At 39.0% G+C, this 15,278-nt stretch carries 18 protein-coding genes and 1 riboswitch; of the genes, 4 read left to right on the top strand and 14 right to left on the bottom strand.

Annotated elements, in window-relative coordinates; all coding sequences use genetic code 11:
• Positions 1 to 404 precede the first annotated feature (404 nt).
• The 5 genes from AC6CIB_RS23480 to AC6CIB_RS23460 all read right to left on the bottom strand — a co-directional run bounded on the left by AC6CIB_RS23480 (position 405) and on the right by AC6CIB_RS23460 (position 3,900).
• Positions 405 to 989, bottom strand: a complete 585-nt coding sequence (locus AC6CIB_RS23480; protein ID WP_498284735.1) for an adaptor protein MecA — start codon at positions 987 to 989, stop codon at positions 405 to 407.
• Between the two features lie 71 nt (positions 990 to 1,060).
• Positions 1,061 to 1,972, bottom strand: coding sequence for a MerR family transcriptional regulator (locus AC6CIB_RS23475; protein ID WP_498284733.1), 912 nt, complete (start codon positions 1,970 to 1,972; stop codon positions 1,061 to 1,063).
• Between the two features lie 92 nt (positions 1,973 to 2,064).
• Positions 2,065 to 2,829, bottom strand: a complete 765-nt coding sequence (locus AC6CIB_RS23470; protein ID WP_498284731.1) for a metallophosphoesterase — start codon at positions 2,827 to 2,829, stop codon at positions 2,065 to 2,067.
• The gene (locus tag AC6CIB_RS23465; RefSeq protein ID WP_498284729.1) at positions 2,822 to 3,205 is read right to left on the bottom strand and encodes a hypothetical protein; all 384 of its coding nucleotides are present in this window, start codon (positions 3,203 to 3,205) and stop codon (positions 2,822 to 2,824) included. The genes AC6CIB_RS23470 and AC6CIB_RS23465 overlap by 8 nt, the downstream gene beginning before the upstream one ends.
• 59 nt (positions 3,206 to 3,264) lie before the next feature.
• On the bottom strand, positions 3,265 to 3,900 hold the full coding sequence (locus AC6CIB_RS23460; RefSeq protein ID WP_498284727.1) for a CBS domain-containing protein: 636 nt from the start codon (positions 3,898 to 3,900) through the stop codon (positions 3,265 to 3,267).
• A gap of 150 nt (positions 3,901 to 4,050) precedes the next feature.
• Between AC6CIB_RS23460 and AC6CIB_RS23455 the strand changes: the two genes are divergently transcribed.
• From AC6CIB_RS23455 to AC6CIB_RS23445, 3 genes are read left to right on the top strand one after another with little or no spacing between them, the layout of a single operon-like run.
• A complete protein-coding gene (locus tag AC6CIB_RS23455; protein WP_044340146.1) occupies positions 4,051 to 4,272 on the top strand; it encodes a spore coat associated protein CotJA in 222 nt (73 codons plus the stop codon).
• Between the two features lie 6 nt (positions 4,273 to 4,278).
• Positions 4,279 to 4,539, top strand: coding sequence for a spore coat protein CotJB (locus AC6CIB_RS23450; RefSeq protein ID WP_299738050.1), 261 nt, complete (start codon positions 4,279 to 4,281; stop codon positions 4,537 to 4,539).
• 22 nt (positions 4,540 to 4,561) lie between these two features.
• On the top strand, positions 4,562 to 5,131 hold the full coding sequence (locus AC6CIB_RS23445; protein ID WP_113967645.1) for a manganese catalase family protein: 570 nt from the start codon (positions 4,562 to 4,564) through the stop codon (positions 5,129 to 5,131).
• 770 nt (positions 5,132 to 5,901) lie between these two features.
• Here the strand turns inward: AC6CIB_RS23445 and AC6CIB_RS23440 are convergent.
• From AC6CIB_RS23440 to AC6CIB_RS23410, 7 genes are all read right to left on the bottom strand, one after another.
• Entirely contained in the window at positions 5,902 to 6,342 is a 441-nt protein-coding gene (locus AC6CIB_RS23440) for a DUF2663 family protein (RefSeq protein WP_498284725.1), read from the bottom strand.
• 125 nt (positions 6,343 to 6,467) lie between these two features.
• On the bottom strand, positions 6,468 to 7,613 hold the full coding sequence (locus tag AC6CIB_RS23435; RefSeq protein WP_498284723.1) for a glycosyltransferase family 4 protein: 1,146 nt from the start codon (positions 7,611 to 7,613) through the stop codon (positions 6,468 to 6,470).
• 49 nt (positions 7,614 to 7,662) lie between these two features.
• Positions 7,663 to 8,190 (bottom strand): phosphatase PAP2 family protein, encoded by a 528-nt coding sequence (locus AC6CIB_RS23430; RefSeq protein WP_498284721.1) that lies wholly within the window; start codon positions 8,188 to 8,190, stop codon positions 7,663 to 7,665.
• Between the two features lie 144 nt (positions 8,191 to 8,334).
• A complete protein-coding gene (locus tag AC6CIB_RS23425; protein ID WP_498284719.1) occupies positions 8,335 to 9,024 on the bottom strand; it encodes a LysM peptidoglycan-binding domain-containing protein in 690 nt (229 codons plus the stop codon).
• A complete protein-coding gene (locus AC6CIB_RS23420) occupies positions 9,017 to 9,616 on the bottom strand; it encodes a CPBP family intramembrane glutamic endopeptidase (RefSeq protein WP_498284717.1) in 600 nt (199 codons plus the stop codon). Before AC6CIB_RS23420 ends, AC6CIB_RS23425 begins: the two co-directional genes overlap by 8 nt.
• 9 nt (positions 9,617 to 9,625) lie before the next feature.
• Complete coding sequence (locus AC6CIB_RS23415; protein ID WP_498284715.1) at positions 9,626 to 11,101, bottom strand: RecQ family ATP-dependent DNA helicase; 1,476 nt, start codon at positions 11,099 to 11,101, stop codon at positions 9,626 to 9,628.
• The gene (locus tag AC6CIB_RS23410) at positions 11,079 to 12,149 is read right to left on the bottom strand and encodes a YpbB family protein (protein WP_498284713.1); all 1,071 of its coding nucleotides are present in this window, start codon (positions 12,147 to 12,149) and stop codon (positions 11,079 to 11,081) included. Before AC6CIB_RS23410 ends, AC6CIB_RS23415 begins: the two co-directional genes overlap by 23 nt.
• A 219-nt stretch (positions 12,150 to 12,368) precedes the next feature.
• On the opposite strand from AC6CIB_RS23410, the gene AC6CIB_RS23405 reads away from it, so the two are divergent.
• The gene (locus tag AC6CIB_RS23405) at positions 12,369 to 12,617 is read left to right on the top strand and encodes a ferredoxin (protein ID WP_113967637.1); all 249 of its coding nucleotides are present in this window, start codon (positions 12,369 to 12,371) and stop codon (positions 12,615 to 12,617) included.
• 107 nt (positions 12,618 to 12,724) lie between these two features.
• Here the strand turns inward: AC6CIB_RS23405 and AC6CIB_RS23400 are convergent, their stop codons facing one another.
• Both AC6CIB_RS23400 and AC6CIB_RS23395 read right to left on the bottom strand, forming a co-directional pair.
• A complete protein-coding gene (locus AC6CIB_RS23400; protein WP_498284711.1) occupies positions 12,725 to 13,294 on the bottom strand; it encodes an ECF transporter S component in 570 nt (189 codons plus the stop codon).
• A gap of 154 nt (positions 13,295 to 13,448) precedes the next feature.
• Positions 13,449 to 13,582: riboswitch (FMN riboswitch) on the bottom strand.
• A 115-nt stretch (positions 13,583 to 13,697) separates the two neighbouring features.
• Complete coding sequence (locus AC6CIB_RS23395; protein ID WP_498284709.1) at positions 13,698 to 14,609, bottom strand: peptidoglycan DD-metalloendopeptidase family protein; 912 nt, start codon at positions 14,607 to 14,609, stop codon at positions 13,698 to 13,700.
• Positions 14,610 to 15,278 lie beyond the last annotated feature (669 nt).

Raw genomic sequence — 15,278 nt, 5'->3', positions numbered from 1 at the left:
TTTTTGGTGGTCTTGACTTATGACCTCGAGGGACTAGCCGCCGGAGCTGGACATACCAAAAAGCGGAGGCGGCTTGGGCAGGTCCGACAAGCATAAGTTAAGAATGAACCGTTCAATGTAACGCACTCGTAAAATTTGTCGAATTTTAGAGAACGGTCGATATATTGAAAAAACGGTTGATTAAATGAAAATTAGGTTGATAAATTCCAATAACGGTTGATAAATATTAATAAGAGTTGATAAATCAATATCCCTCAGCCACCACATTCCCTCTCCATAACAAAAAACACTTCCAGGAATCACCCTAAAAGTGCAAAATGATGTCTATATCTTTCTTATAAATCATAGTAAAACATATATCTAAAGGGGGGTGAAGATTCGGTACCACATACTACGATCAAAAATCAAAAATAAAACAAAATTTTTTCAATGGAATCATTTATTAAAACAGCATGGCCATACTCCATCAGGATATGTTTCGTAATCTTTGATTTCTGACCGTATTCAGCGCAAATAGCCTCCATGACTAAGCTATCGGATTCCAATAGATTTTCTATAAGTAAGTAATAGTTTTTTTCATAATAATAAATGCTTAAATGTATAAGGCGATTGTTCACTTTGTTCAATTCGTTGATGCGTTTAAGGAGGTCCAGTACATCCTCGAAATCATCAAAGTAAACGAGCACATCATGATCATTCATGGACTTCATGATTCCACTTTCGTCTTCCCAATCTGAAAAGTCATCTTCTGACTCCAATGTGAGGATCATGCAGATTTCATGATCATCAAATGACTCAATCTCCACGGTGATTTCCATTTGTGTTTCAATGCCGAACTTCCCCTGAACTTCATCTAACATGTCTTCAAAAAGATCATGCCACATATAGGAATCTTTCCATTGGTCTTGTTCAAATAAGCCTTTTTGCTCCAATTCTTCCACACTAATGGAAAATTTTATTTTGTTGTCAGAAATTCTTTCAAGCTTCATCTTCGTACCCCCTAGAGTGTGACGATTTATCACCATACTATGTAAGGGGCAGAAAACAGTGCATAATCCAATTATAATTTACTTTTCAGCCATAGTCCCCAATCAGATTTGGATTGTCCGACAATGTGTTCCTGAAATTCCTCTTTCTTTTCTTTTGGGAGATGGTCTACAGCAAAACCGCCAATTCCAATTTCCAGGCCTTCCCGCTCCCTCCTTAATGAAGCAACGAGTGACAGCAGGTTGTCTACATTTTCCCTTAAGGTGCAGGAGAAGAATAGAAACTTAGGATCGACTTCGTCAAGAACGATGTCGATATCATTTTCTTTTATACTGGAGCCTAAATATATTACTTCAAATCCCTTTCTTCTTACATAGAGAGTAAAGATTAACAGTCCCAATTCATGCCATTCTTCCGGGCCGCAAACTGCTACTACTTTAGGTAAGATTCCGTTGTGTGGAAAAGAGTGCATGATGATACCAATACGGGATCTAAGTATCGATGTTGCAAAATGCTCGTGGGCCGTCGTGATTTTCCCGTTCTCCCAAAGGTCTCCGATTTTAACCAGCAAGCTGCCCAGGATATCAATCACCACTTTATCAATCGTGTAAACAGCAAAAGACTGGTTGATTAATTCATGAGCTTTTGTTTCATCAAAGCTTAAGAGTGCTTTTAACAAATCATCCGAGATGCTCTGAGTACGGTCCTTTCGTTCAGAGGAAGTGATCTCATTTTCTTCCAGCTCTTGTTTATCAAGTAACGCAACAGCCTGACTAATGGTAAATCCCTGATTGACCTTTTCAACCAGCCATCTTAATATATTTAAATGTTGTTCTGTGTATAAACGGTGACCTGAATCATTACGGACAGGAGCAATTATCTGATATCTTCTCTCCCATGCCCTTAATGTACCTGGTTGTATTCCTATGATTGTGGACACAGCTTTTATATTGTATTTACCTTCTAATTTCTTGTCATTGCTCATAAATAGTCCCCCAAAGTAATTCTCTTCTCTCTAAAATTATAATCGAGAAACCACACTGTGTAAAATTTGTACAGGTAATGAACAACAAATGTTCATTTCTTTTCGATTGTCAGTAGATGGGTCTCTGCCGGAGCTCCCAAGCGTAATGGGAGCGCAGTAGTCCCATAGCCGTTACTTACTAATAGGGTGGTCTGTGGGAGTTTTTCAAGTCTTCCTTTTTTATACAGTCCCCATCCAAACAATCGAATTTGTCCACCGTGTGTATGGCCACTCAACATCAAGTCAATCCCCTCTTCTCTTCGTACCTGCCTCACAAGCCTCGGGTCATGACTGATTAAAATGTTAAATTCATACGGTATTGTTTTTTTTAGGGCAGATGAGTAAGAAGCTCGTTGCGTACTCGCATCGTCAACTCCGATCATGTTAATCGTCCCGTTATGAATAGGCACCTTTACTGAATCATTTACAATTTCAATGATTCCCTTTTGTTTGAATATCTCCTTCAGCCTGTTCATATTCACTTCATGATCATTATTGCCCCAAACAAAATAAACCGGACCAAGTGTCAATAGTTTATCTAAATTTTGTTCAACTCTTGAAAATGGCACTCCTTTTTCCAGAAGATCTCCGCCAATGATGACAAAATCGACTTTCCCTTTCACTTCATCAATAATACCGTCCGACACTTCCCGCTTATGTATATCAGATATAAAAAAGATGGAAATCGAGCTCATATTATGAGGAAGGCAGGGTAGCTTTACCTTTTCCATTCTCACAACATTTCTACGTGCTTCATATAACATAAAAAAGAGGAGACCGACTCCCCCTACTAATAAAAACATACTAAATTCAAGCATTGTGGCCTCCTTGTCGGTGGAAATCTATAGAAATAATACCATAAAAGATGGATAAGAAGGAAAAAGTCATTGTTTGCCACATCCCAAAACAGCTCAACAAATAGATGATACCTATATGAAATGGGATGAAGACTAACTCTTTATGTAGTTTTCCATTCATTAATCTTAGAATAGAATATAATTCGAATTTCAATAAACTCCCTTGAACCATTAACCCCACCATAAAGGCCATCATTGCCGCAAAAAATGGCACTGGATTTAAGACTAACTCAACAATGAATTCAGAGCTGTTCAGCATTTCCGCCGCTGGAAACCATTTAATGAATAGATACCCTAATAGAAACGTGATAAGCAGCTTAACAGTATGATTGATCAAAAAAATCCCTCCCATAAATCTTATGAGAGGGATTTTTTTTCATACAGGGTTTCCGTCATTTATTCATCTTCTTGAATATCCAGGATACGAAATCCTGATTTCTCTAACTTATGAAGGAATTTTTCCATATTGTCCTTCTTTTCGACCTTTAGAACGATACGTCGTAATAATTTATCGGTTTCATCAAAGGTAACCAGGGAAATGACTGATTCCGAGTACTGCTGGATGATATCTCCAAGTCGGGCAATCCGTCCTTCTGTTTCCACAGAAGAAAAGGCGATTCGCACTCCTTTTTGATCCATCCCAAATGCACTTCTGAATTGATCAAGTACATCAAAGCGGGTAATCAATCCAAGGAACTTTTTATCTGGTCCTACGACTGGAAGAATCGGAGAATCCTTCAATTCGACCAATGCATTTTCGAAAACATCTTTGTCGGTTATATATTTGTCGGTATCGGCAATAATATCACGAACCTTTTTCTCCTTGAGAAAGGCTTCTTTATCCATTCCTGAAAGGAAGAAGCTCTGATAAATATTGTAGCGTGTTGCCACCCCTTTATATTCTTCTTTCGAGAGTACCGGCACTCCATCAATTTTATGGTGTTCCAGTACTGTAAGGGTCTTTTCAATCGAGTCATTTTCATCTACCACATAGCATTTGTGTTTCGGTATCATGGCACTTTTTACAAACATTTGACCACCTCATCATTAATATCCTACATCTTTAGTATTCAACATTTTCACAAAGTTCCCTTCATATTTATGAATTTAAATTAATTAACATGTTCTATTTATCTATTTCATATGTTGTTACGAAGGATTTTCTTTAAAGGAGGGATTATCGTGCACGAATTTTACAAAGCTTATTACCCATATGTAAGCCCATTCGATCCGTGTAAGCCTATTACCCGGAAAGTCTATTCAACGCCCCCTAATCTTTACTTAGGGTTTCAACCTCCCAACCTGGAACAATATTCACCAAAAGAAGCGTTACAAAAAGGTACTCTGTGGAAAGTGTTTTATGATCCCTATTATAGCCCGTATGAAAAGATGAAGGGAGAATAGACTGACATGAAACAGCTTCCCCCCCATTATTATGAAGTGCTGGAAGAGTTACAAGCCGTAGATTTCGTGATCCTTGACCTTACCCTTTACCTTGATACACACCCTGAAGATTATGATGCAATCTCTCAATATAATATGTATATCAAAACTCGAAAACAAATTAAGAAGAAATTCGAAAAGGAATTTGGTCCTTTGACCAACTATGGATATAGCTACTCCAATTACCCGTGGGATTGGAAGGATGCTCCGTGGCCATGGCAAGTTTAAAGAAATTAGGAGGTGCATGACAATGTGGGTGTACGAGAAGAAACTTCAATATCCGGTCAGAGTAAGTACATGCAATCCTAAACTGGCAAAATTTCTGATTGAACAATACGGCGGTGCTGATGGAGAACTTGCCGCTGCCCTAAGGTATCTCAATCAACGCTATACCATCCCTGACAAAGTCATCGGATTGTTAACGGATATTGGCACGGAGGAATTTGCTCACTTGGAAATGATCGCGACAATGGTTTATAAATTAATTAAAGATGCAACTCCCCAGCAGATGAAGGACGCTGGGCTTGACCCTCATTATGTTAATCATGATGGAGCGATCTTCTATCACAATGCTGCGGGTGTGCCGTTTACTACAGCGTATATAGCCGCTAAAGGTGATCCGATTGCTGATTTATATGAGGATATTGCAGCTGAAGAGAAAGCAAGGGCTACCTATCAGTGGATCATCAATATGAGTGACGATCCTGATCTGAATGATGGTTTGCGGTTTTTAAGGGAGCGTGAAATCGTCCACTCCCAACGCTTCCGTGAAGCAGTCGAAATTCTTAAGGATGAAAGAGATAAAAAGGTATTCTTTTAATGCATGGAAACTTGGCTCATTTCTTCGAAAAAAAGGAATGGGCCTATTCTTTTTTATTATTGTCTCTTTTCGCAAAGATTGTTGTTTTTGAACATATGGTCTGCCTGGGCTCTGTCAATTCAGTGTGTGCAGAACGGCTCCGCTTGCAGCTAGCGTTCGTCCGAGACTCCTCAGCTTAGCCGAACGGGGCCTCGGCACGACCAAAATCCGCCGGAGTCTCCCCAGTTCCCCTCACCATCTTTAAGAGATTTTCATGACAGAACTAAAAGGTGTCAAAGAATTTCTAACTAGATAACAGCATTCTTTTTTCCTCAAAAGGAAATCAACCTCTACTCACCTTAAAAGAAGTTGTTTGCTATAAGTTTTTGTTTTTATTTATTTCTTTTAGAGAAACATGCTCAGAAAGTTGATTCTCGCTGCAGGTGCTCGACTCGTGTGGGAATAGCTGGACAGTACGAAAAGCGGAGGGGCTTTGCACAGGGGCGACAAGCATAAGTCGAGTCTGCTGAAAAGGCGCTTTTTGCCTTTTTGGCAGACTTGGCTTATGACCTCGAGCCCCTAAGCCCCGTAGCTGGACAGGTGAGACCCCGGAGGTGAAGCCGAGGAGGCTCACCGCCAGCCCCGCGGAAAGCGAGCATCCTATAGCGGAAATTAACTACTACTTTCTTTAAGATAGCAACAAACTTTACGAAAAGAGCCTTATTATTTTTTAGATAAGCATTATATAACGAGACCATCATGGTCTCGTTATATAGTGCTTCAGTTTACTCTCACTTACTTCCATGAAATAAATTAATATCCCATTCTTTTTTCATTTTTTCATACACATGATGCCTTTTTTTCCACGCATCCTCTTTCCATAAATCTTTACTTCGATCTATGATCTCACACCTTAATTCATGATATTCTTTTTCCTTTTTCTCCTTTTTCTCATATAAGATTCTTGTAGCACCGAAAAGTCCGACAAGAAGCATTGTGATAAATAGATGAAAAGAGCTGGATACAAATACAGAAAACATCGCTGCAAATGAATAAGAATATGGGCCTAGCACAAATTTCGTCACATAATAAAGAAAAAAGAAGGAAGCAAACATTGTTGCACATAAGGTATAAAGGTGTACCGCTTTGGCTTTATCAAATTTTTGTTTTTTGTCTATTAAATTATGTAACATCTGTCCAGTGGCTTGATCTGTCCATTCTCCAAAATCCATTCCCACCTCTCCTTTCCTTCCCTTATAGTTTATGAACTTGTCCATAAAATTAGAATAGTAGAATAAAAAGGACCTCTTTCAGGCCCTTTACACAAACATCTATCAGGAAGGGGGGGAAGGTTTCTTCACCCTGACATCTGATTCTCATTACGAAAAAAGCTAACTTCATGAAATTCCGTTATGAGTTGATCAAAGATGCAATCCCAGGATTGTTTTTCAGCCATTTGAAGAGCATTTCTTTTCATTTCATTTAGGAGATTTTCATTTAATATCTCTTCAATATGATGAATAAACGAAGGATATTGATGAGCTTTCGCCATTCTTCCGGTTTGGTTATGCTCTACGATGTTCGTCACACCGCCTTTATCAGCCACTACTGCTGGCAAACCGGAGGCAAATGCTTCTAATACTACATTTCCAAACGTTTCTGAAGCAGAAGGGAAGACGAATAAGTCAGAGGATGCATACACTTCAGCTAATTTGGTGCCTGTTACATAACCCGTAAAGAGTACATCTTCTTGTTTGGTTTTATCCATAAGCTCATTCCTCATCGGTCCATCGCCTACGATAACCCATTGAACTTGATCTTTTAATGTTTGAGGAAGGTATTTAATCGTCTTTTCGAGTGTGTCCAAGTCCTTTTCAGGAGCTAAACGCCCCACATAAAGAAGAGTGTATTTCTTGTTTTTATTAAATTTCCTCCTTAGTTTAGGACTGCGCTTTTCCGGAGAATAGGTTTGACAATCCACTCCTCTGCTCCATATGGATAAATTGGTAAAACCCTGGTTTTCTAAGTGAAGTTTCGTTTCAATTGAGGGGACAAAAATCCGATCTGCCTGTGAATAAAACCATTTCATGTATTTCCATAATAATGGTGCCACCCACATCATTTTGTAATAGTTCAAATACAGATCAAAATGGGTGTGGTAAGAGGCAACCAAGGGGATATTCATTTTCTTTGCACCGCGGATCCCATAAAGTCCCATTGTAAGAGGTGTGGTTACATGAATCAGTGTAGGTGAAAAATCTTTCAACTGCTTTACAATCGTTTTGGGGTTGGCAATAGCGGTTCTGCATTCAGGATAAAAGAAAAAAGGAAAACTTGTGAAGGAATGTACATTTGGATAGGATTCTTTCTTCTCTTGAATATCAGGAACAAAGACCTTATACTCAATCCCCCTTTTCTCATAGTGATTCGTCAATCTTTTTAACGTTCTTGCGACCCCGTTCACTTGAGGATAGTAAGTATCCGAAAACAATGCCACTCGCATGTACTCTTCCCCCTTTATGATTACCTTACAATTCGTAAATTCTATACGTTTATCTGATAAACAAAAGGACCATTAAAGTCGTAGCAAATGCAAGAAATGCCCCGGCCAATACATCTGAAGGATAATGGACTCCAAGAACCACTCTGGAGTATCCCACTAACCAACTTAAAGGTAGGAGGATAAGCATTGTGGTTGGATACTGAAGCATAAAAGGAAATGATATGGAAAAAATAGCGGTTGAATGACCAGACGGAAATGAATGATCGTTAAATTCATAGCCGTGTATCCTTGCATCAGGTAATGTTAGATAAGGTCGGATACGTTTAACCAATTTCTTGGTGATCGACATAATAATATGACTGATACATAACGTTATCATGGCGGCCATTACCGTTCTTTTCATCTGTGGATAATATTGACTCAAGAAAAACAGGATCAGGACGGAGGCTACAGTAAACCTCGCTCCACCCAAATGAGTAACATAGCCGAAGAATAAACGATACAACCGTTTGCTTCCATTGATTCTGTAAAATAACAAGTCATCTACTTTTCGAAAGCGCGTAAGCATTCTGTCCATGAAACCAACCCCTTCTCTTTTAGTGCTGTCACCTCCATTATATTTTCGATTTGTAATGCTTCTTATAAATGAATGTAAATTTTATCGCGAATTTTTGTAAAAAAAAAATAGCACCCACCCAAAATTGCTTTGGGGGAGTGCCTTTTATTGATCTAATGGGATTTCCAGTACTTGTCCTGTCTGAATTTCACTATTTTGAATACTATTCCATTCCTTAATTCGTTCAACCCCTGATTGGGAATTGTAGTATTTCATAGCAATCCTGTAAAGGGTTTCCTTGGGTGCGACCGTGTGATACACGATCTTGTTTGTTGGCTGTTCTTCCTCAGGTTCTTCTTTTACCTCTTCTTTCGGCTTTTCCTCAGTTGTTTCTTGTTTAGCAGGTGGAGAAGCAGATTCAGTGTTTGCTGGTTGTTCCTTTCCAGTCATAGAGGGAGCACCTTCATTCAAGGATTCTTCTTTTTTGTCATTCACAGCTGCCTCTTCTTCTTTGGAATCAGCCTCTACAAAGCTCTCCTCATTTTCATTATCGGATTGGTCGTAGCGAACTTCTTCCACATCGTCCACATCTTCAGACATGACCACCAGGGGACCGTTCCTGCTATCAAAATAAGAATAAATGCTAAAAACCGTCAAGGGCAAAAGAATAAAAAATAAGAGCAGCATACTAATCAATGGATATTTCATTCTCCATTTGTTTTTCTTCTTTTTCTCTCTATGTACCTCACTTCTGGCTGGGAGAGGTTCTCTTTTTTTGATAGGTGCTTCCTCTGGGACGCGTTCAATCTTTTGTTTTAATTTCGCTGCTTGATCTCGATATGGGTCTTTACTCATGAGACATCCCTTCTTTACTTCCTTGTCTTCCTTTCTTACGCATATGTATACCTAGTAAGAAATCGATGACAAAGTGCATGATGATTGTTACCAATAAATTCTCTGTTTGTTCATAAATGAAACCGATCCAAAAGCTAAGCAGTACAATATTGACAATTAAAAACCAGTGAGCCCAGTATCTGAAATGTGTTAGCGCAAATATAATACTTGAGATGATTATGCCAAAATGAAATTGCAACACACCTCTAAATAATATTTCTTCACTGATGCTAATGAAAAATGCAAGCAATGCAATTTCTCCAATGCTTCTATCCGTAAATATCCGTGCATTCACCCCACCATCGTCATAGTATTTACTGGGTAAATGCTTCATCAACACGATGTCGATGATTACGATCATCAGACCGCTTGTTAATCCAATGGTCAAAATAGTCGGAGAAAAGTAAAACTGTTTCCAAAAACCGGACCATGTGCCAAATAAAAATATACCTAATCCTAAGGCAATCGTTAATAGTAAAAATTGAGTGAAATACAAATGAAATGTTAACTGCTTCTTAGAGAGCTGTTGTATGACTTCCCCTTGTTTCTGCATGAATACCACTTATCCTAATAATAATAATTTTTCCAATCTTTTTTCCCATCTTGTTTCCATTGGATTTTGATTGTCAGTAGTCAAAGGCTGACAGTTGAAATCCTTAAGGGAATAACCGCATTGATCACAACAGAAGCTATTCTCCTTTTGAAGAACTTCATCAAAATAATGAAGGAGCTTCTCTCTTCTACAGGAATCAACCTGTAACCACTCGATCATGGAGAGCAGTTTGTCCTTCTTGTATTGTAAACGATTGTTTCGAATTTGTTTCATTTTTTCTATTAATCTATCATGACTAAGTGTCTGCCCTTGAGTCAGCTCCTCTGAATAATACGTAAGAAATCGATATTGAATTTCCGACAATTGCAACAGATCGATTATCTCCTTCGCCTGACCCTGTCTGCTTTCCTTTACATACCTCTGCATTTGTACATCATCAGGCAATTCACTTTGAATAAGCTGCAGAGGGATCGAAAGGTCTTGTTCAGAGTATAACACGACAGACACACTGCTTTCCCCATCTCGTCCCGCTCTTCCGATTTCCTGTGAAAACGCTTCTATGTTTGAAGAGAAATGAAAATGAATAACAAATCGAATATTTTCTTTGTTTACACCCATACCAAAAGCAGAAGTGGCACATATGATTCTTAGCTTATTGGATAGAAATTGTTGTTGGATCAATATCCGATCCTCCTGTTCCATTCCCCCATGATAGTGAGCAACACCTGATACACCATTTTCCCCAAGCCATAAAGAAACGTCTTCTGCCATGCGTTTACTTGAGAAATAGATAATGCCTGGCCCAACCCATGTTGTCACATAGTCTAAAAGCTTATCAAGTTTTTCACTATGATTCGTGACTTTATCAACAAACAGACCGATATTTTCCCGATCAATTGAATAGACTTTTTCCACAGCGCCTTCCATTTGGAGCACTCGTTTAATGTCTTTCCTTACTTCATCAGTGGCAGTCGCCGTTAATGCCAAGGTAGTCGGATTGCCAATCGTCTCTTTAAGCTCCCCCAGTTTTAAGTAATCAGGTCTGAAGTCAGGACCCCACTGAGATATACAATGTGCTTCATCAATGACGAATAAAGAAATGTTTAAAGATTGTAGTAAAGGAATAAGAGTCGAACTCATTAACATTTCCGGTGATATGAATATAAATTTATAAACGTGTAATTGCTCAAGGGCCGCTCTTCTTTCCATATAAGGTAAAAACGAATTCAGTGCGATCACCCGTTTTTCACCCATTACTTTCATCTGCTCTACTTGATCCTGCATTAAAGAGAGAAGTGGAGAAACGATTAACACTTGTCCTTTCTTTAGATACCCGGGTAATTGATAGCACAGCGACTTACCGGTTCCTGTCGGAAGCATCGCCACCGTATCCCGTTGATTTAAAACGGATTGAATGATTTCCTCCTGCCCTTCTCTGAAGGAAGAATAGCCAAACCTCTCTTTAAGCTCTTGTTGCAAATTCACGGTTCTCACCTGCCTTCGCAATCGCTACTCTAATTTGAAAATAAGATAAATGGGGAAGCTTCTCTTTTATCGGCTTTAGCCTTTTAGTTCGAGCGTCTTTCATAACTAAAAGCACATTCTCATATTCCACCTGAGAAATGAACGGATCTATTGCCAATTCTTTCTGAGTTAAGATTAGTTCAATTACATGATCTTCAATGGTATTTATCTTTAAATCACGTATACGCGCAATTTCTTCGATTGAATGCCCCCTTTGATACAACTCATATGTTTTGCTTGTTGAAATGGTCAGATTTTGCTGCTGATCACTTTTTAAGCTAATTGAATATAATAAGGGATAAGTTGAAGGCTTCCTTTCTAATTCAGATAATATACCGTGAATTAGATTAAGAAACTGAAAGCGGAATTCTTCTTCATGCATATTCAATTTTTCAGCAACTTGCAATTCTGTCCATCCATAATCCTTGTATCCCGTTAAGCGTGATACGAGAATGTCTGGATTTAAGTTTTGAGATAGACTGGTCAACAGGCTATACAGCTCCTTGTACAAATCGGAAGACAATTTTTCAATATTAGGGTTCGCCCGTAAACAGCTCTTTACCCACTCTTGTATGTTTTTGTTACGTTGTACAGGAAAGTAGAGCGTTTCCTGCTGTTTCCCGTTCGATAGAACCTGAACAAGGAGGCTTAATCTTTTCCAAAACAGAAACGTTTGATCACCGTAGACAAGACCATTCATATTTGATGGAAAAGAGTCACCTTGAAAATCTTTTTTAACAGAATCAGTTCCATCAGTGGTCACAATCGCTTTCCCACTTTCATCGACATTGACATATCCTTCTTTCTCTAATTCCTTTACCTTCTGATTAAAGTACGGTCGTGTAAGCTTAGGTAAAGAGAGGAAAAACGGCTGCAAATAAAAGATATGAGCATCCTGAATCGACTGGGAAGATTTTTTTCCTTTTAAGATATGAAAAACAGAGTAAATGGATCGCTCTCCATTTATTTGCATGAAACAATATAAAATCACATAATTAAGATAGGTCAATTCTCTACTCCTTAACATGTAGGTTATTGTCAAATATTGTACCACGAATTTGTTGTTTAACTATGTTTTGTTTTTCATATATAGGATAAAAATAAAAAGAAACCACCTAACTATTGAAAAGTTATACAATCCTCTATAAAATAAACATTAAGTAATTTTTCACAAACTTACATTGTGTATAATGATGAATTATATAGAATTATTCGGGAGGTTTTTTCTTTGCCAAAATATACGATCGTCGACAAAGATACATGCATTGCATGTGGAGCGTGTGGGGCTGCTGCTCCAGATATTTACGACTATGATGATGAAGGTATTGCATTTGTAACATTAGACGATAACCAGGGGACGGTTGAAGTTCCTGACGTATTAGAAGATGATATGATTGATGCATTCGAAGGTTGTCCTACAGATTCCATTAAAGTAGCTGACGAGCCATTCGATGGTGATTCACTTAAATTTGAATAGTTGTTACCGAAGCTAAGGGGAATTCCCCCTTAGCTTTTTCTTTTTGGGCTGAATGACATTAGAAAACCCCTCAAATGTAATTGAGGGGTTTATCATTTATATTTGCACTATGCCGCTCTGTTCAGGGCAGTCTGTCTTGCTAACCAGCCTTGAAGACGAACAAATAGTAAGATGAAGACTGATGTTACAAGGATTCCTTTTAAAATGTTGAAAGGAACAATTCCTGTAATGATAATCTCAGCAGGAAGCTCAAAATTCATGAAGTATTTATACGCAGGAAGGAACACAAAATAATTAAGAATTCCCATACTGATACTCATGACCACAGTTCCTGTGATAAGTCCGATCAACAAACCTTTTTTAGATTGAAAACGTGTATAAATATAATATGTCGGAAGAATCAAAAGCACTCCCGCCATAAAATTTGCAACATGACCAATCGGAACGCCGGTATCGCTTCCTGTCATGATGTAGTCAATAACGTTCTTGAATAATTCAACTAATATTCCTGCCAGAGGACCTAAAGTTACTGTCGCAATCAATGCAGGCACATCACTGAAATCTACCATTAAAAACTTTGGAAATGGTGGAATCGGGAAGTTAAAAAGCATTAACACATAGGATATGGCACTTAACATACCAACCGTTACAAACGTGCGTGTATTCATTTTTCTCATAAACCTCTCTCCTTTAGGAGATTCATCTCATATCGAAGATAGCTCAAGCCAAAGTTAGCATTAAAAAACCCCTAGATACGTGTATCTAGGAGAATGATAAGGCATACCCGAATAAACGTTCAGCTTCCCTTTTTCTAAACGTTCTGGCATAAACCTTCATCTTCTCCCATCCAGACTATACTGTCGGCTTTGGAATCGCACCAAATCCTGCCCCTGAAGGCTCGCGGGCTTAGAGACAAATGTCTCATCACCGCCGGTAGGGAATTTCACCCTGCCCCGAAGACGAATCTTTATTTTTTTATATATTTTCATTATACATAATGATGGGAGTTATGTGAAGGAAAACAGTTCGAATTCGAAATATTTTTGTTTACACATGGTACTTTTTAGGTTTACACTTCCCTTATTGGATGTTTAAAACTTGTTGAGGATATATTGGTGTCTTAAGATCCAGGCCATTCCAAGCCACCAAGTCATTCACATCAACTCCTTGTGCGACTGAAATGGAGTATAAGGTGTCCCCTTGTTTCACTACATACCCACTCACAGCTGATTGAGGAATGGCTAACGATTGATTAACCACCAAATTAGTTTCGTTTAACCCATTGGCACTCTTAATATCCTCTACAGATATATTGTATTTCTGAGAAATCCCCCAAAGGGTTTCTCCTTTATGTACGACATGATTTACCAGGTTTTCATTATTATGAACTTCTTTCGTGCTTACATCATGATTGATTTCAGCTGTTCCAGAAACACCCACTGCCTGGTAGGGATCCTTCTCCTGAGCAAACACAAGCTGCCCGACCTCACCTTGTCCAAATACCATATAGGGATCGATTGCATTCTCCTTATCAATCGTCCATTCACCCCTGTGCACCTCAAAATGCAGGTGAGCTCCTGTCGATCTGCCTGTATTTCCTAAATTTCCAAGCTGTTGACCTTGACCCACTTCTTGATTCTCTTCAACAAGCCGGCTTTCAAGATGAGCATAAACGGTTTCATATCCATTTTCATGCCTAATGAATACCACATGTCCATAACTTGGAGATAGATATGATCTAATCACCTTTCCTTTTGCAACAGAATAAACAGGAGAGCCGATGTCTCCTCCTATGTCCATTCCTTTATGATTACCAGACCTTGTCCCATACGAATCCGTTATCATCCCTTCAACAGGAAATGTCCAGGATACCGTTTCCTCCGTGATCTTATTCGTCTCTGCTTTCGCTATCTTTCCTGTAAAAAACATAATACTCACACATATCGCTAACAGAAATACGATTAAAAGCCTTCTTACATAATCCAAAATCATGCTTGTCCTCCTTACCCATTTAACGCAATACCTAATTTCTTCCCTACTGAATCTTCACGTCCGCTACCTTTCATGTATTAACCCATTCTAACCTTCTCACCATCAATTCATGCACTCCCCACTATATGTAGACCCTCCTTTCATTATTCACAAGTGAATGAGATAATTTTCCTTTGAGTAGTTTGTCTAAGTTTGAGATAAATATACACGGAAATGTGGAGCCGACTGGTCAGGTCCGACAAGCACTTTGGGAAAATGGCAAAAGGCGAACTTTGCCTTATGCCATTTTTCCAAAGTGACCTCGAGGGACTAGGAGGCGCAGCTAGACATCACAAAAGCGGAGGCGGCTTGGTCAGAGGCGACAAGCATAAGACGAGCATACCGGAAAGGCGTCCTTTGCCTTTGTGGTATGCTCATCTTATGACCTCGAGCCTCTAGCCGCCAGAGCTGGATGATAACAAATGCGGAGGCGGCTTGGTCAGAGGCGACAAGCATAAGACGAACATGCCGGAAAGGCGTCCTTTGCCTTTTTGGCATGTTTGACTTATGACCTCGAGCCTCTAGCCGCCGGAGCTGGATAATGACAAAAGCGGAGGCGGCTTGGTCAGAGGCGACAAGCATAAGATGAGCATACCGGAAAGGCGTCCTTTGCCTTTGTGGTATGCTCAT

Source organism: Rossellomorea sp. GQ25, assembly GCF_059758515.1.
The sequence above is the reverse complement of the archived record's forward strand: the minus strand, read 5'-3'. Positions and strand labels throughout refer to the sequence as shown.